The sequence below is a fragment of the Carbonicoccus niuqiaonis genome (assembly GCF_050157065.1).
Classification (GTDB): Bacteria; Actinomycetota; Actinomycetes; order Propionibacteriales; family Propionibacteriaceae; genus Avipropionibacterium.
The window spans coordinates 64,666-84,696 of the sequence record NZ_CP189573.1; the positions used below are offsets into that span (position 1 = coordinate 64,666).

Consider the following 20,031-nt stretch of genomic DNA (forward strand, 5'->3'; position numbering starts at 1 on the left):
CTGTTGTATCCATGAGCGACTACTGGACCCACACCACCTACCGCCTGGAGCACGGTCAGTTGGTCGACCGCGCCACCGAGGCCAGACTCGCCAAGCAGATCGCGGCCGAGCGGCGTGCCCGGCGTCGTGCCGAGCGGCAGGCCCGCCGTGCGGCCCGCCGGGTCCCCGGGACCACCCCGGTCGTGCCCGCGACCTCGGACCGACGCGGAGCCCGCTCGGCAGTCACCCGCCCGGTCGGGGGAGCGGCGTGACCCCCGGCCCGTCGGCGCCGCCCCTCCCTGCGGCGCCGTCGACCGAGCGGACGGTCGCGGCGACACCGTTGGCGATGCCGGCCCGCCGCAACGTCCCCCCGATGTCGGTTGCCGGCGGCGGGGGGTCGGTCGCCGGCGGCGGGGCGTCGGTGTCGCTGCTCCGACCAGTCCTGTCAGCGTCTCGTGCCACGATGGGAGTCGTGTCGTGCGAGGACCTCCCCGTCGTGGGCCGCCAGCAGCAGCTCGACCGCCTGGTCGAGGTGTGGGGCGACACCCGCGCCGGAGCCCGTACGGTCCTCCTCGCGGCCGAGGCCGGTGGCGGCAAGACGACCGTGATCGACACCTTGGTCCGCACCCTGGCCGACGACCCACGACCGCCGCAGGTGGTGGCCGGCGACTGCGTGCCGCTGGGCGGGGAGGGCCTGCCCTTCGTCCCGGTGGCCGCGGTGCTGCGGCAGCTGATCGAGCGACACGGCCAGGAGACGGTCGTGGAGTGGGCCGGTGCCGGCAGTGACACGCTGGGGGCGCTCATCCCCGCGCTGGGTCCGGCCCCGACGCTGGACGGGGAACGACTGCGACTGTTCGAGGCGGTCGGCCGGCTGCTGGAACGGGCGGCCGCGGTGCAGCCGCTGCTGGTCGTGCTGGAGGACCTGCACTGGGCCGACGAGGCCACCCGCCACCTGATCCGCTTCCTCACCCAGACGCTGTGCTCGGCCCAGGTGTGCCTGCTCGTCTCGTACCGCAGCGACGAGCTCCACCGACGCCACCCGTTGCGGCCGTTCGTCGCCGAGATCGCCCGACTCGGCAACCTGGAACGGGTCGAGCTGCCCCGGCTGACCCGTACCGAGGTGGCCGAGCTGCTGCCGCACGTCATGCAGTGTGCGGTCAGCGAGGAGACGGTGACCTCGGTGCACGAACGCACCGAAGGGGTGCCCTACTTCGTCGCCGAGCTCGGCGCGGCGATGTGCAAGGGCGACGGCAACCTGCCCGACAACCTGCGCGACGCACTGCTGGTCCGCATCCTGGAGGTGTCGGCGCAGGCCCAACAGGTCGTGCAGGCGATGTCGACCGCCGGCACCTCGGTCGGTCACGACCTGTTGGCCGAGGCCACCGGGGCCGACCCGATGACGCTGGACGCGGCGCTGCGGGAGCTGGTCGACCACGGCATCGTGCGCGCCGACGGGACCGGGTACGCGTTCCGGCACGCCCTGCTGCGGGAGGCGGTCCACGAAGACCTGCTGCCCGGCGAACACGTTCGCAGCCACGTGCAGTTCGCCGAGGCGTTGACCCGGCGCCCCGAGCTGGTGACCAGCCACCTCGACAGCGAGCTCGCCCACCACTGGTTCGCCGCACACCGCGTGCAGCAGGCGTTCGAGGCGGCGCTCGCGGCGACCGGGTCGAGCCCCAGCCCGTACGAACAACTCCACATGTACGAGCGGGTGCTGGAGCTGTGGGACCAGGCCGATCTCGACCGGGCCGGCGCACCGCCGCACGCGATGGTGCTGGAGCGGGCCGCGCTGACCGCCCGACGGGTCTCCGAGAGCGCCCGCGGGCTGCAGTTGATCACCGCCGCCCTGGCCGAGACCGATGCCGAGACCGAGCCGGCCGATGCCGTACGGCGGCTGGTGATCAAGGCGAGCGCGATCGGCATGCTGACCGACGCGAGTCCCGGCGTCGGCGACTCGACCGCGGTCGCCGAACGCGCCGTCGAGCTCGCCGGCCCGACCGGTGACACCCCGGAACGGGTCGCGGCACTGGAGATGTACGCCATCCAGCTGATGTTGGCGGGCCGGTCGGAGGAGTCGGAGCAGGTTGCCCTCGAGGTGATCGACATCTGTCGGCGGACCGGCGCCCGCGGCCAACTCGGCGGTGCGCTCAACACCCTCGGCGCTACGTTGGTCCGGATGGGCCGCGAGGAGGAGGGGCTCGCCCGGCTGCACGAGAGCTGGCAGTACACCGACGGCGACGACTGGCTGGAGTTGCGTTACCACGTCAACCTGTCCGATGCGCTGACCACGGCGGGTCGACCGGCCGAGGCGGCGGAGGTGGCGCTGGCGGGGTACGAGCTGTCGAAGGCGTACGGACTCACCCGCGGTGCCGGCACGATGCTGCTCGGGAACGCGGCCGAGGCGCTGTTCGACCTCGGTGACTGGGCCCGGGCGCGGGAGCTGTTGACCGGCGCCTTCGAGATCGCCCCGGTCGGACACCACCGGGTGCACGTCGGGCTGGTGCAGTCGTGGCTCGACACCTGGCAGGGACGGTTCGATTTGGCCGGGCCCCGGCTGCACGAGTTGTCGTTCGACCGGGCGGGACGGGCCGGCCGGCTGGCGGAGTACCGCACCTTCTGGCGGTGGACCGAGGCCGAGTACGCGTGGTGGTCCGGCCGCACCGACGAGGTGTGGGACATCGTCGCCCCGGAGCTGGCCGCCGCCGGCCGGTTGGGGTGGGGCAGGCTCTACCGGATGCTGCACATCGCGGCCCGGGCGAGCCATGAGCCGGGCAGCCCGGCCGACGCCGAACGGATCGTGCGTGACCTGCTCGAGCCGGACCGGCCCGGGGTCAGCCTCGGGCGTGCCCTGCGGCCGCTCGCGGTCGCCGAGCTCGACGACACCGTGGAGGCATGGCAGGCCGCGATCGAGGCACTCGCCGGTCCGGCCGGACCGGTCTACCTGCGGCCGTACGCCCGGCTCCGGTTGGCCAAGGCGTACGTGGCTGCGAAGGACCGGGCCGCTGCCGCGGAGCCGTTGGAGCTCGCCGCGAGCGAGGCCGATCGGATGGGGATGCACCCGTTGGCCGGGCAGGTCGCCGCCCTGCGGCAGCGGATCGGTGCGGCCGGTCCGGGTGGTGGGGTGCTGACACCGCGGGAGTACGAGGTGCTGACCCTGGTCGCCGACGGCCGGTCGAACGCGCAGATCGGCCGGGAGCTGTTCATCAGCACCAAGACGGTCAGCGTGCACGTCTCCAACATCATCGCCAAGTTGGAGGCGAACAACCGCGGCGATGCCGCTGCCCGGGCCCGACGGGCTGGGTTGCTGGAGCCCGTCCGGGCTGTCAGTTCCTGAGCCAGGCTGACCCAGGGCTGGTGGGCCGCCGCGCTGCCCCTGGGTCCGGTCGGCTCACGTGCGCCGCCGAGTTGGGCGCCTTACTCCGTTTGCACGAAAGTACGTAGTTACGTACTATCGCTGTCATGACCGATCGGCTGGACGACCTCGAGCGCCGGGTCCGCGCCCTTGAGGAGCGGCTGGCCGAGGCCGCGCCCACCGAGCCGGCGTCCGTCCCGCCCGGTACCGGCGACGCCTTCTGGGCGTTGACCGGCCTGGAAGAACGCGTCGACTCGCCGGGTGCGGTGATGCTGGTGGGCAGCGTGGAGGTCCCCGGAGCGGGCCGCGCCCGCTGGCAGTACGGGCTGCCCACCGACGCGCTCGAGGACCGGGACTGGGCCTCGGCCGTCCCGGCTCTGGACGCGCTGGCGAACCCGGTCCGGCTGGCCCTACTGAAGCAGGTCTTCAGCGGTGTGCACACCACCGCCGAACTGACCACGGCCGCCGGGCTCGGCACCACCGGGCAGCTCCACCACCACCTGCGGGCGCTGATCGCCGGCGGCTGGTTGCACACCACCGGACGCGGTCGGTACGAGATCCCCGCCGACCGGATCGTCCCGCTGCTCGCGATCCTGACCGCCACCACGACCTGACTCCCACCGACTTCCCACCAGGATGAGAGGCCGAGCATGAGCAATGAACCCGACGACCGCGAACCCACACGCTCCCCTAGCGAGTCCTCACGCTCCCCGAGCTTGTCGAGGGGGGACGTCTCGACAGGCTCGACGGACGTCTCGACAGGCTCGACGGACGTCTCGACAAGCTCGACGGGCGTTGATTCGAGGGGGCGCCGGCCGGTGCTGATCGCCGTGGTCGGACTGCTGGTGATCGGGGTCCTGATCGGCTGGCTGCTCGGGCCGAAGCACCAGCGGCTCGGTGACCAGGTCGCCGGGGACCAGGCGCTTGCCGACAAGGTGAAGTCGGCCATCGATGCCGACGACGGCTACCGCAGCCTGGTGGTCGTCGAGTTCACCGCCGAGGACGCCACCTGGACCGGTCTCGGTTCGCCGTACGGGGTGCTCGACGGACCCCCGCCGACGGAGGCGACGCCGTACGAGCTGGGGTCGATCACCAAGACGTTCACCGCCGCGCTCTACCAGGAGGCGATCGACAACGGTGAGGTCTCCCCGGACGACAAGCTAGAGCAGTACCTGCCCGAGCTGGCCGGCACGCCCGCCGGTGGCGCCACGCTGGAATCCCTGGCCCAGCACACGTCCGGGCTGCCCTCGCTGACCACCGAGACCGCGCTCGGTAGCCTGCCTGCGCTCTTCACCAACGGTGACCTGTACGCCGGCACCACCTACCAGCGGGAGATCGACCGCACCAAGCGGACCCCGCTGCAGACCCCCGGTGAGTTCTTCTACTCCAACCTCGGCATCAGCCTGCTCGGCCATGCCCTCGCCAACGCGGCGGACGCCGGCGACTGGACCACCCTGGTGCAGCAGCGGGTCTTCACCCCGGTCGGGATGGAGCACACCGTGCCGGCTCCCACGGCGGCCGACATCCCGGAGCTGGCCGCGATCGGACACCACCCGAACGGGCTCCGTGCACCGCGGTGGTCCGGTGAGTTCTACCTGCCGGCGGGGGTGTCCACCTTCACCAACGCCGCCGACATGACGGCCTGGGGGCAGGGCCTGTTGGCCGGTACCGCCCCCGGTGTGGAGGCGATGGAGCCGACCCTGGAACTCGGTGAGGGGAACGAGGTCGGACGGGTCTGGCGCGTCTCCGAGGGCAACGGCCGCACGATCACCTGGCACAACGGCGGCACCGGCGGCTTCCGCACGATGCTCGCCCTCGACCGGGAGGCCGGCCGCGGTTACCTGGTGATGGGCAACACCGCCCGGTGGGTCGACACCCTCGGCCTCCGACTCGCCACCTCCGACGGCGACCAGATCCCGGAGAACCCGCCGACGGGCCGTGATTCGGCCGCCAGCTACTGGGTGATGTACGGGATCGCCGCCCTGCTGCTGGGCTGGTCGTTGCTCACCGCGATCCGGTCGAAGCACCGCCTCGGCCTGGTCGGCGGAGCGTTCGTGATGGTGGCGGGCCTGGTGCTGGGTTGGACCCAGGGACCATGGGTCGTGGTCGGCGGTTGGGCGTACGGGTTCCTGCTCGGCCTGGCGCTGATCATCGGCGCGCTCACCGTACGCCGCTGGGAGTCGTTGCCGACGAGGCCCGAGAAGTGGGTCGTCCCGTCCGCCCTGTTGGTGGTGCTGAAGTCGCTGATCGCCGGGGCCGCGTTCCTGTCGTTCTGAGCGGTCAGTCGGGGCGGTCGGAGGCGGCCCGGATCAATCGGCTGACCGACCAGTCGGCCATCGCGGCGACCACGTGCCGTGGCATCGCGTGCCCGTTGTTGTGGCGGATGATGTCGAGCCAGCGGGGCTTGTTGCCGACCCGGTCGAGGCTGCGTGCCACGGTCGCCTCGTTGCCGGGACCGTCGTACGCCAACCCGGCACCCTGGCCGCCGCCCCCGCCGTACAGGAACGGGCGGGGGGCGATCAGGTCGAGCAGGGCGTCCATCCCGGCCGGTGGGGTCAGCGGCTCGCCGTCGGCATCGGAGAGGTACCACGGGTCGAACCAGTTGGAGGCCTCCCAACCCAGACCCATCTCGTGGGCGATCACGGCCGCGACGTCGGAGTTGAGGGCGCCGAACCACAGCGCGAGCTTGCCACCCAACGAGTGGCCCATCACGCCGAGCGGACCGGTGCCACCGGCACCCCGCCACGCCTCGACCGCGAGCTCGAGCTCCGCCAGCGCCCGGCCCAGCGAGGTCCCGGCGTTGCGTGCCAGGAACCGCCGTGCCGGGGTGTCGTACTTGGCGACCAGCGAGTCGCGCGGCATGTTGGTCGCGATCGCCTCCACCTCGGCCCACCACGGGACGGCGACCACCGCGAGCCCACGCTCCAGGAACCGGTCGGCGACCGCGTTGGTGGTCGGTCGCGGGCGGTCGGCGGTCGGCTGGCCGAAGACGGTCTCCACCGAGTAGAACGGCACCAGCACCGTACCGAGCTGGCGACCCGTGGGCCGTTGCCAGCGGCACTCCAAGGTGGTGCCCCACGAGGTCACCGTCAGCTCGGTGACGTGGCCGGACACGGTGCCGACGCCCGTCTGGGCGTCCGGGTCGGGCCGCATCCCCAGCCAGTCCCGCCACTGTTCGCGGGTCGGCACGTGCTCGGTGGTGCGCACGCGTTCTCCGGTCGGCACGTTCATCCTCCGAGCACCTCCGCCAGGTCGTAGCTGACCGGCTGCTCCAGCTGGTCGTAGCCGCAGCTTAGAGGGTCCCGGTCGGTGCGCCACCGCTTGAAGTGGGCGGTGTGGCGGAACCGGCGCCCCTCCATCGCCTCGTACTTGACCTCCAGCACGCGCTCGGGCCGCAGCGGTGTGAACGACAGGTCCTTGCCGGCACTCCACCGGCTCTGCGTGCCGGGGGACCTGTCGGGGTTGGCGATCGCCCACTCGTGCCACTTGCCCCACGGGTGGTCGGCCAGGTCGCACACCAGCGGTGCGAGTTCGGCGATCAGCTCGGCCCGCCGGGCGGCGGTGAACGAGGCGGCCACCCCGACGTGCTGCAGCTCGCCGTCGTCGGCGTACAGCCCGAGCAGCAGCGAGCCGAGCAGTGGCTTGTCCGGGGTCGACGTCTTGTGCAGCCGGTAGCCGGCGACCACCACGTCGGCGGTACGTTCGTGCTTCACCTTCATCATCGAGCGGACGCCCGGTTCGTACGGCGCGTCCAGCGGCTTGGCGATCACCCCGTCCAGCCCGGCCCCCTCGAACTGGTCGAACCAGCGGACCGCGGTGTCGCGGTCGGTGGTGGTGCGGGTCAGGTGCACCGGACCGGGCGCGCCGGCCAACACCTCGGTGAGTCGCTCCCGCCGGACGGCGAACGGCTGGTCGAGCAGCGACTCGTCACCCGCCGCCAACAGGTCGAACGCGACGAACCCGGCCGGCGTCTCCTGCGACAGCTTGGTGATCCGCGACGCCGCCGGGTGGATCCGGTCCTGCAGCACCTCGAACTGCAGCCGGGGCCCGATCGCGACGAAGATCTCCCCGTCGAGGACGCACCGATCCGGGGTCTGCTCGAGGACGGCCTCGACCACCTCGGGGAAGTAGCGGGTCAGCGGCTTGGTGTTGCGGGAGGCGAGCTCGACCTCGTCCCCGTCGCGGAACACCAAGCAGCGGAACCCGTCCCACTTCGGCTCGAACGACAACCCGCCCGGAAACTTCGCCGGATCGGGCACCTGCTTGACCGCCTTGGCCAACATCGGCTGCACCGGCGGGTTCACGGGAAGGTCCACGAGGTCAACCTAGCCCCTGCTCCGCGGTCACGCCCGTCGAGCTCGTCGAGACGTCCCCCAGGGTCGATGGGCTCGTAAAAGTGGGCGCTACAGCGACACACGTGGACGTATGTGTCGCGTATGTCGCTCAGACGCCCTTCTTCACGTCAGCCCAGCGGCGTCAGTGGGTGGTGCGGTGCCGGTCCTCGCGTGGGGTGGCCTTGTGCGGGGTCGGGGCCCGGTGGGGTGAGTTGTCGCCGAAGGTGCCGAGGGTGAACCGCTTGGCGTGGGCGGCGTGCGCGGCGGCGGCTTCCCGGTCGGCGGTGCCGGAGGTGCGGCGGCGGGATTCGGCGGCGAGCACGGCGTCGAGGCGGGCCACCACGTCGGCCGGCATGGTCGGAGACGGGTCGGTGGCCAAGGCCGTGGCGACGGCGTCCTGCCCGGAGCTGGCGGCGGTCAGGGCCGGCGAGCAGTCGGGACACTCCAGGGCATGGTCGAGCTGCGCGTCGGTGAGGTCGGCCACGGACAGCTGACCCGTGGTCAGGTGATCCAGTTCGGCTGGCGAGAGATGCGTCATTTCGGCTCCACGTCCGGCTGCGGTTGGGTACGGCAGGGGTCCCGATCCGAGTCGGGCACCCCCTTGTGACGTACGACCGGTTCCAGCGGGTTCCCCCGCAGTGACGTCCGTTCCGGAAGCGGCATCATGACGGCTCCCGGAGGTGCTCCAGCAGCGGGACCAGCTTGGCGCGGCCGCGGAAGCAGCGGCTCTTGATGGTGCCGGTGGCGCAGCCCAACATGGTCGCGGCCTCCTCCACCGAGTAGCCCTCCATGTCGACCAGGATCAGGGCGGCCCGCTGGTCCGGGTTGAGCTCGTTCAGGGCGCTGGCGATGTCGGCGCGGACGGCACCCTGGGCGACCAGGTCGGGTTGACTCGTCGCCCGCGAGGCGAGGTCGGCCATCCGGTCGTGGTCGTCGGGCAGTGCGTCGGCCTTGCGCACCTTGTTGTGCCGGATCCGGTCCAGGCAGGCGTTCACCACGATCCGGTGCAGCCAGGTGGTCACCTTCGAGTCGCCGCGGAACGACCCGGCCCGGCGGTAGGCGGAGATGTAGGCGTCCTGCAGCGCGTCGGCGGCGTCCTCGCCGTGTCGGATGGTGCGCAACGCGACGGCCCAGAGCCGGTCCTGGTGGCGGCGGACGAGTTGGCCGAACGCGGCCGGGTCGCCGGCGACGTGTGCGGCGAGCAGTGCCTCGTCGGACAGCTCCTCGGCATCGTTCACCGATGCCTGCCGTGTCTCCGACGTCACCCACTCACCTCGATCTCGTTCACCCCGGCCCGGTAGTTGTTGCCACCGTCCGGCGCCAACGAGGTGAACATCACCAGCACGAACCGCGTGGTCTCCGGCTCGGACAGCTCCACCGTGAGCTCCTCGTCGGCCTTGGCCTGTTGGGCCACGCTACGCCAGTCCTCGACCGAGGCCAGCGGCGGCTCGGTGATCGAGTCCGCACCCTCCTTCGGTACGAGCACCTCGAGGTCCGCCCCGGAGTTGGCCAGCAACAGCTTCACCTGGCTCACCCGGACCGGGCTGCCCAGGTCGACCACGATCCCGACGCCGTCCTTGCCGAGCCCGCCGAACGCGGGGTTGCCCCGGTAGCGGTCGGTCGTCCAGCCGGTCTCGGGGTTCTTGTCGTACGCCAGTGGCACCTGTTCGCGGTTCTCCTCGCGGCCGTCGCCCTGGGGGTCGAAGTCGATCCCGCCGGTGATGGTGTGGACCGTCGGTTCGGCCGGCGGCAGCGAGGACTCCGCCGTCGGTGTGGTGGTCGGGCCCTCGTCGCCGGAGCGTTGCAGTTGGGCCGCGACTGCGATGATCGCGATCAGCAGGATCGCCAGCAGCACGATGATCGCGCCGAGCAGCCAGCGCCGGCCCGATGGCGGTTCGGTCGTCGCCGCGGTCAACGCCCCGGTCGGGGTCTCCGGGGACGCCGGGCCGTGCCGGTCGGTGTTGGCCTGGGCGTAGTAGGTCTCCAGCGGCGTCTCGGTGGGGACGATCGGCTCGCCCTCCTCCGGCACCACCTGCGGCACCGGCTGCTGCAGCCGGCGCTCCAGGTCGCCGGAGGCGTCGGCGGTGCCGAGCACCCGGGTCAACGCGGTCACGATCTCGGTCGCCGACCGCAGCGAGTCGCCCTGCCGGGGCCGGGCGGTCAGGATCTGGTCGCAGATCCGGTCCAGCGCCGGCGAGACGCCGTGGCGCACCTGGCGCGGCGTCAACCAGCCGTCGGCCCCGTTCACCGGGGCGGCCTCCATCCCGTACCGGTGACCGCCGGGCCAGCGGTGCACCAGGCAGGCGTACAGCAGCCGGCCCAGGTCGGCGACGTCGTGCGCCTCAGGGGTCTCGGGCTGGAAGGCGGTGCGGCCCCGCTTCAGCGTCGCCGGATCGGACGGGTCGAGTTCGGCGCCGGGTCGCAGCTCGGCGCGGATCGCCATGTCGCCGATCTTCACGTTGCCGGTCGGGGTGATCCACACCGTGTCCGGGCTGATCCGCAGGTGGTACAGGTCGAGGGCGTGCACCCCGGCCATCGCGTCGGCGACCTCCCGGACCACCCACGCGGCCTCGAGGGCGGACAGCGGACCACCGGCCAGCAGGGTGGTGAGGTTCTGCCCGGGCGAGTACTCGCACACCACGTACGAGCCGTGTTCGTCATCGTTCGACTCGACGGCGTCGAGCACCCGCAAGAAGCGGGAGTCGGTGGCGATCGCGGCACGGCGGGCCGAGGCGAGCACCTCGGCGGCCCGTGGGTCGCCGGCCGGCAACAGGTGGATCACCACCGACCGCGACAGCACGGCGTCGAAGGCGCGCCAGGTGGTCACCTCGTGGCGCAGCTCCATCTGCTCCTCGAGCCGGTACCGCGAACCGAGCACCGTTCCCGACGCCACGTCGTCGCGGATCGCCGAGACCGGCTGCAGGGCGGTCATGTCGTCGTACGGACCGGCCCGGTCGAACTGCTCGGTGGCGTCGTACTGCCCGGTTCCGTCGAACTGCCCGGTGGCGCCGGCCGGGGACTCGTCGGTGGGGACCGCCTCGTGGACGGTGGAGTCGGGCGAGCCGTGGCTCGCCGCGTGCCGCCCAGTCTCCAGTCTCATGCCACCTGCCTCGGCGAGGGCGGACGTCTCGGTGTCCTGCGCCCCAGCAAAACCCGGGCCGGCGACGGAAGACCCAGCACCGGCTACGGGAGTGATGCTAGGCGTCCCGGACGCATTCGGGCCAGTGGCAGCACCGGGGCGGTCCGGATCCGCCGCCGAATTGTTGCCTTCGTCAACAAACCTGCGGCCGCGAACGGCGGGTCCACCGTCATCGCCGGGTCCGCCCTCCCCGTCGCCGCCGGGTCCGCCGTCGGGTCCGCCGTCGCCGTCCCCGTGGTCCCCGTCCGCGGGTCGCCGACGCCGCAGGGTGCTGAGGATCTCGGAGACCTCGGTGATGTGGAACAGCCGCGACAGTCCGATGAACGATCCGACGGCGATGATCCCGGACCCGGCGAGCAGGCCGGCCCGGACCAGTTGCCCGGCCTCGGCGCCCAGGATGGTGCACACCACGTACGCCAGCACCGCGCCCGGCGCGACCGCGATCAGCAGCCGTACGGCCAGTCGTCGCAGCCGGTTGCCGTCCAGGTGGGGGAGGCGCCGCTTGAGCCAGCCGAAGGAGATGCCGAAGCCGATGGCGTACGCGAGCGAGTAGGCCAGTCCGAGCGCGGGGGCGACGAACGCGGGGGCCCGGAACGGCAGCACCAGCAGCAGCGCGAACCCGACGTTCAGCACCACCACGATGACCTGCTGCAGGAACGGGCTGCGGGTGTCCTCGAGGGCGTAGAAGGTGCGCTGGCAGACGTAGTTGAGGGTGAACGGGACCAGCCCGACGGCGAGCGCCATCAGGGTCCAGCCGAGGAACCGGGCGTCTTCGGCGCCCTCGCCGTTGCCGAACAGCAGCTCGGTGATCGGCAGCCCGAGCGCGAGGAAGGCGACCGCCATCGGCAACAGGGCGGTCAACGCGAGCCGCATCGTCCGCATCGACTCGGCCGCCACCCCGGCCAGGTCGTGGTGGGCGGCCCGCGCCGAGGCGGAGGTCAGCATCGCGGTGGTGAGCGACACCGTCACCAGCGAGTGCGGCAGGATCCACAACAGGTACGCCTGGTTGTAGGCGTGCCAGCCGGCACCGGAGCCGTCGGCCGGTGCGGAGCTGGCCAGCCGGGTGATCACGACCAGCCCGAGCTGGGTGGCCAGCACGAACAGCAGGGTCCACCGGGCCAGCGAGAAGGTGTGGCCGAGCCCGGTGCCGCGCAGGTCGAACCGGGGGCGGTAGACGAACCCGGCGCGCTTCATGAACGGCACCAGGATCAGGGCCTGCACGATGATGCCGAGGGTGGCGCCGCCGCCGAGCACCCACACCTGGGCGGGGGTGAACGGCTCCGCGGTGTTGCCGCTGCCCCAGACCACCAGGTAGAGCGCGAACACCGCGATCGCGATCACGTTGTTGGCGATCGGCGACCACATCATCGGGCCGTACTTCTCACGGGCGTTGAGCACCTGCCCGACCAGGACGTGCACCCCGTAGAAGAACAGCTGCGGCAGGCACAGGTAGGTCAGCATCACGATGTTGTCGTGGTGCATCGCCAGTTCCGGGGCCTGCCAGGCCACGTTGACGTACACGTCGACGATCAGCGGGGCGGCGAGCGTGGCGGCGACGGTCACCGCGGCCAGGATCACCAGGAAGGCGGTGAGGATCCGGTTGGTGTACGCCTCGCCGCCGTCGGCATGCTTCTTGATCGCCCGGACGATCTGCGGCACGAACACGGTGTTGAGCACACCGCCGGCGAGCAGCACGTAGATCATGTTGGGCACCGTGTTGGCCAGCGAGAACATCTCGACCTGCCGGGTGCCGTTGCCGAGCACGATCGCGATCAGCATCGCCCGGACGAACCCGAGCAGCCGGGAGGCGAGGGTGCCCGAGGCCATCAACAGGGTGGCCGCCATCTGCTTGGCGGTCCGGGCCTTCTCGTCGGTGTCGGTGTCGGTGTCGTGGGCGTCGGTGCCGTCGGTGTCGTACGACTCGGCCGCGCGTTCGGGCACGTGCTCGGTCGTGAGGGCGGACGGAGCAACCGGTTCGTCGCGCAGGTCCAGGGGGGGCCGGATCCGCGTCGAGTCGTCGTCGGGCGGGCGGATCACCGTCTGGTCGTCATCGGGTCCCGGTGTCACGGCCGACCCTCGTCGTCGGGGGCCCCGGCTTCATGATCACGTACGGGCTCATGATCACGTACGGGCTCATGATCACGTACGGGCTCATGATCACGTACGGGTTCATGATCAGGTACGACCTCGCCCGGGACGACCGTGCCCGACGGGGCGCCGGTGGTCAGGCTCGACGCCGGACCGCTCGAGGTCAGTGACGGCTCCAACTCCGGCTCACCCTTGCGGAGCCGTTCCCGGCGGACCTGCCGGATCCGCAGTGCGGCGGTGATGAAGAAGGCCGCACCGGCGGCGATGGCGATCGCCCAGCCGACCGTGCCGTACTGGGTGGCGATGACCGTACGGGTGGTGGGTGGCCCGAGCGGGGTGCCCGACATCGTGGTGAGCTGGGCGATCACCGCGACCTCACCGTTCGCCGACGGTTGCGCGGCGACCTGCACCTGGATCGTCTCGCCGGGCTGGATCACCACCTCGTCGACCGGCTGCACCTCGAGCCGGGAGGTGTTCGTCGACGTCACCGCGACCCGGACCCGGACGGCCACGTCGAGGTTGTTGGTGACCATCAGCGGGAACGATCCGGTCGAGCCGGTGAGGATCGCCGGGACCGGCTGGCCGAGGGTGACCGAGTCACCTGACAGGATGCCGCCGATCGCGACCCGGGCCGGCTGCAGGAAGGTGTCCTGTGCTGCAGGCTGACCCCGCCAGGCGGCCGACAGCCCGCTCGCCAGGATCGAGTCGGCATGTTGCGCCAGCGGGCCGGGCGCGACGAGCAGTTCCTCGTACGCGCGGTAGTTGGCGGTCAGGTCGACCACGGCGTCGACCTGGTCGGCGGTCAGCTCGGGCGGCACCGCCCCGGCGGGCATGGTGAGCCGCGGGTACCCCAGGGTCGGCTGGCCGGCGGCCAACGTCTGCAGGGGTTCGCGGACCAGGTAGGGGGCCTCGGCGCCGGTGTCGTGGCCGAGCTGGTCGGCGGTGGTGACGAGCCGGACGACCGGTTCCCCGGTCAGCGCGCGGATCAGCCCGGCCGCCAGCATCCGCTGCTGCACCTTCAGCGGTGCGTCCGGTTCGGGTCCGGGCCCGCCGGCGAACGCGTCCGCCTCGAACGACACGACCGGACGCTCGTCGGCCCGGGCGAGCTGCGGGGAGCCGGTGCTGGTCTGCGACAGCAGGACCACCTGCGCCTCGCCCTGCAGCACCAGCTCGAGGGTCTGCTCGTCGGCGAGCCCGTCGGCGGGGAATCCGAGCAGTGGCAGGTTCTGGGTCCGGTCCACGGCGTCGGCGGCGCGTTCCCCGTACGCCAACAGCTCGGCCTGGCCGTGGTGGGCGAGGGCGGCGAGGTCGGGTTGGGCGTACCGCAGCCGGTAGCCGGCCCCGGCGTCGAGGGCGTCGTACTCGGCCAGCCAGGCGGCGGCGTCGACCGCCCCGGCACCCGGCCGCAACCCGTCGGGGCCGCGGACGAGGTAGCCGCGCGCCATCACTGCCAGGTCGTCGACCAGCGCCGGGTCGACCGCCCAACTCGTGTTCTCCCGTGCGGCCCCGGCGAGCAGGGTGCGCAGCCGGCCGCCCGGGGCGACCTCGGCGGCGAGGTGGTCGTCGATGAACTGGTCGGCGCCCACCCGGCTCGGCGCGGACCGCAGCAGCACGACCGAGGTGAGCGAGGTGGTCCGGGCCGGTGCGCCGCCCTCGCCGGCCCCGGAGACGACCGGCAGCAGGATCCGGCCGCGGCCGATGGTGGGTCGGGTCGCGTCCTCACGGACCGGGTTGCCCTTGACGTGCACCCCGATCAGGTACGCCGCGTCGTACTGCGGCAGCAGGAGCTGGTCGAGGGTCGCGGTGACGGTGAACGGCAGCGACTCGCCGGGCGCCAGGCTCGGCTGCAGGTCGGGGGCGGCGACGCTCTGGGTCAGGTCGACGTAGTTGCTGGGCTCGGTGAGGCGGGCCCCGATCGGCTGGTCCGGTTCGGAGGCCAGCACCGTGCCGAGCTGTTCCAGGTCGGTGTAGGGGGCCTGGTTGCGCCACATCAGCACCTGGATGTGGAACAGCGGCCGGTCGGTGGTGTTGGTGACCGTGCCGCTGAGCCGCACCGTGTCGCCGGCGCGGGCGACCGTGGGTTGCTGCTCGTTCAGGTCGACCCGGACCAGCGCCGGTTCGGCGGCGGTGGCGACCTCGGCCGGTACGGCGACCGTCAGCGGGGCGGCGACCAGCAGCAGCACCAGCAGCAGCCGGAGCGTCACCGGCAGCGGCCGTCCCCCGGAGCGGGGTCGGCGAACTGCGGTGGGCCGGCTCGTCACCCACCCAATCCTAGGGATGTCCACCACGATCACCATGCTCTTGGACGGGTGCGCCTTGTCCGGGGGCGCCCGACCTCAGCGATCGGCCCACCACTGTCGCAGCTCGGCGGTCGCCTCGTCGGTGGTCATCGGACCGCGGTCGAGCCGGAGCTCCAGCAGGTGCCGGTACGCCTCGCCGACGACAGGGCCGGGCCCGATGTCGAGCAGCTCCATGATCTGGGTGCCGTCGAGGTCGGGCCGGATCGCGGCGAGTTCCTCCTCGGCCGCCAGTTCGGCGATCCGACGTTCGAGGTCGTCGTACGCCTTCCGCAGCCGGGTCGCCTTCCGCTGGTTGCGGGTGGTGCAGTCGGCGCGGGTCAGGATGTGGAGCCGCTCCACCTCGTCGCCGGCGTCGCGGACGTAGCGGCGGACGGCCGAGTCGGTCCACTCGGGCCCGCCGCGGGCGTCGGCCCGGGTGCCGTCGGGGCCCCCGTACCCGTGGAACCGTAGGTGCAGTTCGATCAACTTGCTGATCGCCTTCACCTCGTCGCCGGGGAACTTGAGCGCCTGCAGCCGCTTGCGGGCCAGCTTGGCGCCGACCACGTCGTGGTGGTGGAACGACACCTTGCCGCCGGGTTCGAACCGGCGTGTCTTCGGCTTGCCGATGTCGTGCAGCAGGGCGGCGAGCCGGCCGATCAGGTCGGGCTCGTGGCCGCGGTCGCGTTCCAGTTCGATCGACTGCTCGAGCACGGTCAGGCTGTGTTCGTACACGTCCTTGTGGCGGTGGTGCTCGTCGCGTTCCAGCCGCATCGCCGGCAGTTCGGGCAGCACGTGGTCGGCCAGCCCGGTGTCGACCAGCACGCCGAGCCCGGCGCGTGGGGAGTCGGTCAGCACCAGCTTGCACAGCTCGTCGCGGACCCGTTCGGCGGAGATGATCGAGATCCGATCGGCCATCGCGGTCATCGCGGCGACCACCTGCTCGTCGGGGGTGAACCCGAGCTGGGAGGTGAACCGGGCCGCCCGCATCATCCGCAGCGGGTCGTCGGAGAACGACTGCTCAGGCGTGCCGGGGGTGGCGAGCCGGCCGGCGGCCAGGTCGGACAGGCCCCCGTACGGGTCGGTGAACTTCTGGTCCGGCAGCGCGATCGCCATGGCGTTGACGGTGAAGTCGCGGCGGACCAGGTCGCCGAGCAGGGTGTCCCCGAAGGCGACCTCCGGCTTGCGGGAGTCGGGGGCGTACGCGTCGCTGCGGTAGGTCGTCACCTCGATCACCCAGTCGGCGCCGTCGCCGTCGACGAAGCGGCAGCCGATGGTGCCGAAGGCGCGGCCGATGTCCCACACCCCGCCGCCGGGGGCCGACGACCTGGCGAAGGAGGTCAGCAGCGGCTGGATCTGCTCTGGCCGGGCGTCGGTGGTGAAGTCGAGGTCGTTGCCGAGCCGGCCGAGCAGGGCGTCGCGGACCGAACCGCCGACGAGGTGGAGTTCGTGGCCGGCGTCGACGAACAGCGTGGCCAACCGGTCGACGACCGGGGTGATCCGCAGCATCTCGGCGAGTGCGTTGGACTGGGCGTTGTTGAGGCTCGGCACGACCGACGAGTCTATCGGGTGCCGTCGCTCCGAGCCGTCGGTCGGTGGGCGCCGGCCGCCGGGGTCGCAGGAATGTCTGTGGACAACTCCTGAGCGGGCCCGTGCGCCCGTACAGTGGGGGCGGCGTTGAACGACAGATGGGAGCGGTGATGAGTGGCTACCCCCAAGGCCCGCAGCCGTACGACGAGTTCGGGCTGACCCCGCACGGCCAGGGCCAGTCCGGTGCACCCCAGGGGCAGCACGGCACTCCACAGGGTCAGCCGAGCGCTCCACAAGGTCAACCAGGTGCTCCGCAGGGGCAGCCGGGCTACGGTCAGCAGGGTGGTTACTCGGGCCAGCCCGCCGGCTACTCGGGGCAGCCCCAGCAACCGACACCGCCCGGGTACGGACCGCAGTCGGCCGCCTCGGCGAGCTACCCCGGCGGTCCGGTGCCGCCGGCGGGTCCGCCGCCGAAGAAGAAGTCGCCGCTGGGCCTGGTGCTCGGCCTGATCGGCGGGTTCGTGGTGCTGGCGATCCTGGCGATGGTCGGGGTCATCGTGTTCGTGATCAACAACAAGCCGGACGAGATGGCGGAGAAGTACTTCGCCGCGCTGGCGGCCGGCAACGCGACCGAGGCGCTGTCGTACTCCAGCAACGACCCGATCGACAAGTCGCTGCTGACCGACGAGGTGCTCAAGAAGTCGAACGAACTGGGCGCCATCACCGACGTCGTGGTCCAGTCGTCGACCAGCAGGTCAGTCACGGTGTCGATGAAGATCGGCGGCACCGTCGACGAGGTGACGTACGGGGTCACCAAGGTGGACGGTGAGTGGAAGATGACCGACGCCGCCTTCCAGGTGAGGATGATGACCGTCGGGACGGAGAACGCACCGTTGCTGGTGAACGGGGTGAAGCCGGGCGCCACCGGCCAGATGTACCTGTTCCCCGGGACGTACGAGTTCGGCACGGGCACAAAGAACTTGGCGTGGACCGAGCCCAAGAAGGTCTTCACCGGCGGCATGGTGATGACCCCGATGGCCGGGATGCGGGTGGAGATGACCGACGAGGGCAAGGAGGCCGCCCGTACCGCGATCCGGGAATGGCTGAAGGGGTGTGCGGCCAAGAAGGAGTTGGAGCCGGCGGGGTGCCCGTTCCGGTTGAAGACGTCGTCGTTCAACGGCACGCCCGACACCAACACGATCAAGTGGACCATCGTCGGCGATCCGGCCGCCAAGTGGCAGCCGCAGCTGCTCACCGACCCGAGGGAGGTGCGGGGGCTGCTGCCGTACACGGTCCGGTTGCAGTTCACCTACACCCGTGGCGCTGAGAAGCAGTCGTACGATCAGCGGGTCACGTTGAGCACCACCGTCAAGGCCGACATGACGACCGACCCGCCGAAGCTGAGCTACGGCAACTGACGCCCCACGGCCCCGGCCCTCGTACGTACGAGCGGCTCGGGCATCTGAGACCACGCGAGGAGCAGTGATGAACGCCCAGCCCCCGATGCCCCCCGGTCGGCCCGGATCGCAGCCAGGTGGTGGGTCCGGTGGTCCCGCTGGTTCCGGTGGTCTTGGCCCTGCTTCTGGTGGGCCGGGTGGGCAACCCGATCCGTGGTCGATGCCGCCGGCGTCGTCGGGCACCGCGAGTGGGCCGTGGGGGCAGGCCTCGGCCAACCCCGAGGAGTCGACCGTGCTGTACGGGCAGCGGCCCGGCGGGCAGCAGGGCGGGCCGGGTGCTCCGGGAGCTCCGGGTGGGCCGCAGCAGCAGGGGAGTGCCCCGCGCCCGCAGGGGAGTGGCCCGGGCGGGCCGTACGGACAATCGAGTGCCGGTGGACCGGGTGCGCCCGGTGGGCAGGCCGGCCATGGCGGGCGTCCGGATGGGCCCGGTGGCCAAGGTGGGCCCGGTGGTCCGGGCGGATCCGGGCCGCAGGGTGGTCCGCCGCCACACCCGCCGGTCGGCGTGGGGCACCAGGCGATCGCGCCGCCACCGGCGAAGCGGAAGGTGGGCAAGGGACTGCTGATCGGGCTGGTCGCCGGCGGGCTGGTGCTCGTGCTGGCGATCGTGGCGGGCGCGTACCTGATCTTCCGCGACACCAAGGGCGACATGGTGCTGAACTACTTCGAGGCATTGCAGGCGGCCAACGCACAGGAGGCCATGACCTACTCCGCGGAGCCGATCACCGACACCACCCTGCTGACCGACGAGGTGCTGAAGCGGTCCAACGAGCTGGGCGGCATCTCGCAGGTGTCGATCCACGAGGAGTCGCCGACCTGGGTGACGGTGAACCTGAAGGTCGGCAACGAGCAGCAGCGGATCCAGTACAAGGTGTCCGAGGGCGACGACGGCTGGAAGCTGGTCGACGCCGCCCGGACGTACGTGATCCCCGAGGCCGACCTGTCCGGGGTGGACATCACCGTGAACGGTGCGAAGCCGTCGAACCCGGCGTCGCTGACGCTCTTCCCGGGGATCTACGAGTTCGGCACCGGCACCCCCAACCTGGCGTGGAGCGAACCGGTGCAGGACATCATGGTCGGCATCCCGTCGCTGGAGCCGACGATGTCGGTCTCGATCACCGACGAGGGCAAGCAGGCCGCGTACACCGGCCTCGGCGAGCTGATGGCCGAGTGCTCCAAGACCAAGGAGCTGCAGCCGGAGAACTGCCCGTTCAAGGCCCAGGAGGTGCCCGGCCTGGTGCCCGACTCCGTGCAGTGGGCCGTCGACACCAACCCCGAGTCCGACTGGCGCGCGATCGTCGACGGACCCCAGATGTCGGGCACCTACGAGTACACCGTCCGGCTCCGGTTCCAGTACCAGACCGGCGGCCAGACTCGGCAGTACGACCAGACCTCCCGGTTGTCGACCAACGTCATCGCCGACCTGACCACCGACCCGATCTCGTACGCGTACGGCCGCTGACCGCTCCTCGAGCTTGTCGAGGGCCCGTTCCTCGAGCTTGTCGAGAGGTCCGTCCCTCGAGCTTGTCGAGAGGTCCCCCCCTCCGCCCCTCGAGCTTGTCGAGAGGCCCCGAGCTTGACGAGGGGGGGGCTACAGGCCGAAGCGCAATCAGCAGTCGGCGGGTCTCGTCGGCGGTTGGTGCCGAACGTCGCCCGTGCCGTAACATGGTCCGGCACGCCCTCGGGCGTACGGGGCCTTGGCGCAATTGGTAGCGCACCTGCTTTGCAAGCAGGGGGTTAGGGGTTCGAGTCCCCTAGGCTCCACACAGAGAAACAGCGGGTCAAACGCTTCGGTTTCTGTGGTTTCGAGTAGAGCTTGCCCTCGTCGGTCCAGTGCTCGGTGATGTCGGTCGGCCACAGCTCGTTGACTCATCGGCGG

General features: G+C 71.5%; 13 protein-coding genes and 1 tRNA gene. 7 read left to right on the forward strand and 7 right to left on the reverse strand.

Going from position 1 to position 20,031, the window contains the following annotated elements; translation table 11 throughout:
* Window positions 1-11: 11 nt before the first annotated feature.
* The 4 genes from ACQBAU_RS00320 to ACQBAU_RS00335 all read left to right on the forward strand — a co-directional run bounded on the left by ACQBAU_RS00320 (window position 12) and on the right by ACQBAU_RS00335 (window position 5,607).
* On the forward strand, window positions 12-251 hold the full coding sequence (locus tag ACQBAU_RS00320) for a hypothetical protein (RefSeq protein ID WP_434551434.1): 240 nt from the start codon (window positions 12-14) through the stop codon (window positions 249-251).
* Window positions 248-3,313: a helix-turn-helix transcriptional regulator gene (locus ACQBAU_RS00325; protein ID WP_465259428.1), complete on the forward strand. Its 3,066-nt coding sequence runs from the start codon at window positions 248-250 to the stop codon at window positions 3,311-3,313. The genes ACQBAU_RS00320 and ACQBAU_RS00325 overlap by 4 nt, the downstream gene beginning before the upstream one ends.
* Window positions 3,314-3,438: 125 nt before the next feature.
* Entirely contained in the window at window positions 3,439-3,945 is a 507-nt protein-coding gene (locus tag ACQBAU_RS00330) for an ArsR/SmtB family transcription factor (RefSeq protein WP_465257140.1), read from the forward strand.
* Window positions 3,946-4,149: 204 nt separating this feature from the next.
* Window positions 4,150-5,607, forward strand: a complete 1,458-nt coding sequence (locus ACQBAU_RS00335) for a serine hydrolase domain-containing protein (protein ID WP_465257139.1) — start codon at window positions 4,150-4,152, stop codon at window positions 5,605-5,607.
* A gap of 4 nt (window positions 5,608-5,611) precedes the next feature.
* Here ACQBAU_RS00335 and ACQBAU_RS00340 read toward each other — a convergent pair whose 3' ends face one another.
* From ACQBAU_RS00340 to ACQBAU_RS00370, 7 genes are all read right to left on the reverse strand, one after another.
* Complete coding sequence (locus tag ACQBAU_RS00340) at window positions 5,612-6,562, reverse strand: dienelactone hydrolase family protein (RefSeq protein ID WP_465257138.1); 951 nt, start codon at window positions 6,560-6,562, stop codon at window positions 5,612-5,614.
* Window positions 6,559-7,647, reverse strand: a complete 1,089-nt coding sequence (locus tag ACQBAU_RS00345) for an ATP-dependent DNA ligase (protein ID WP_465257137.1) — start codon at window positions 7,645-7,647, stop codon at window positions 6,559-6,561. The genes ACQBAU_RS00340 and ACQBAU_RS00345 overlap by 4 nt, the downstream gene beginning before the upstream one ends.
* A 160-nt stretch (window positions 7,648-7,807) precedes the next feature.
* Window positions 7,808-8,203, reverse strand: coding sequence for a hypothetical protein (locus ACQBAU_RS00350; RefSeq protein WP_465257136.1), 396 nt, complete (start codon window positions 8,201-8,203; stop codon window positions 7,808-7,810).
* Window positions 8,204-8,327: 124 nt separating this feature from the next.
* Window positions 8,328-8,930, reverse strand: coding sequence for an RNA polymerase sigma factor SigM (gene sigM, locus ACQBAU_RS00355; RefSeq protein ID WP_465257135.1), 603 nt, complete (start codon window positions 8,928-8,930; stop codon window positions 8,328-8,330).
* Window positions 8,927-12,871: a murein biosynthesis integral membrane protein MurJ gene (gene murJ / locus ACQBAU_RS00360; RefSeq protein WP_465257134.1), complete on the reverse strand. Its 3,945-nt coding sequence runs from the start codon at window positions 12,869-12,871 to the stop codon at window positions 8,927-8,929. The genes sigM and murJ overlap by 4 nt, the downstream gene beginning before the upstream one ends.
* A complete protein-coding gene (locus tag ACQBAU_RS00365; protein WP_465257133.1) occupies window positions 12,868-15,153 on the reverse strand; it encodes a DUF6049 family protein in 2,286 nt (761 codons plus the stop codon). The genes murJ and ACQBAU_RS00365 overlap by 4 nt, the downstream gene beginning before the upstream one ends.
* A 75-nt stretch (window positions 15,154-15,228) precedes the next feature.
* The gene (locus ACQBAU_RS00370) at window positions 15,229-16,677 is read right to left on the reverse strand and encodes a CCA tRNA nucleotidyltransferase (RefSeq protein WP_465259488.1); all 1,449 of its coding nucleotides are present in this window, start codon (window positions 16,675-16,677) and stop codon (window positions 15,229-15,231) included.
* Between the two features lie 191 nt (window positions 16,678-16,868).
* Between ACQBAU_RS00370 and ACQBAU_RS00375 the strand changes: the two genes are divergently transcribed.
* From ACQBAU_RS00375 to ACQBAU_RS00385, 3 genes are all read left to right on the forward strand, one after another.
* Window positions 16,869-18,116: a hypothetical protein gene (locus tag ACQBAU_RS00375; RefSeq protein ID WP_465257131.1), complete on the forward strand. Its 1,248-nt coding sequence runs from the start codon at window positions 16,869-16,871 to the stop codon at window positions 18,114-18,116.
* Window positions 18,117-18,315: 199 nt separating this feature from the next.
* Window positions 18,316-19,614 (forward strand): hypothetical protein, encoded by a 1,299-nt coding sequence (locus ACQBAU_RS00380; RefSeq protein ID WP_465257130.1) that lies wholly within the window; start codon window positions 18,316-18,318, stop codon window positions 19,612-19,614.
* Between the two features lie 229 nt (window positions 19,615-19,843).
* Window positions 19,844-19,916, forward strand: a tRNA-Ala gene (locus tag ACQBAU_RS00385).
* Window positions 19,917-20,031: the final 115 nt, after the last annotated feature.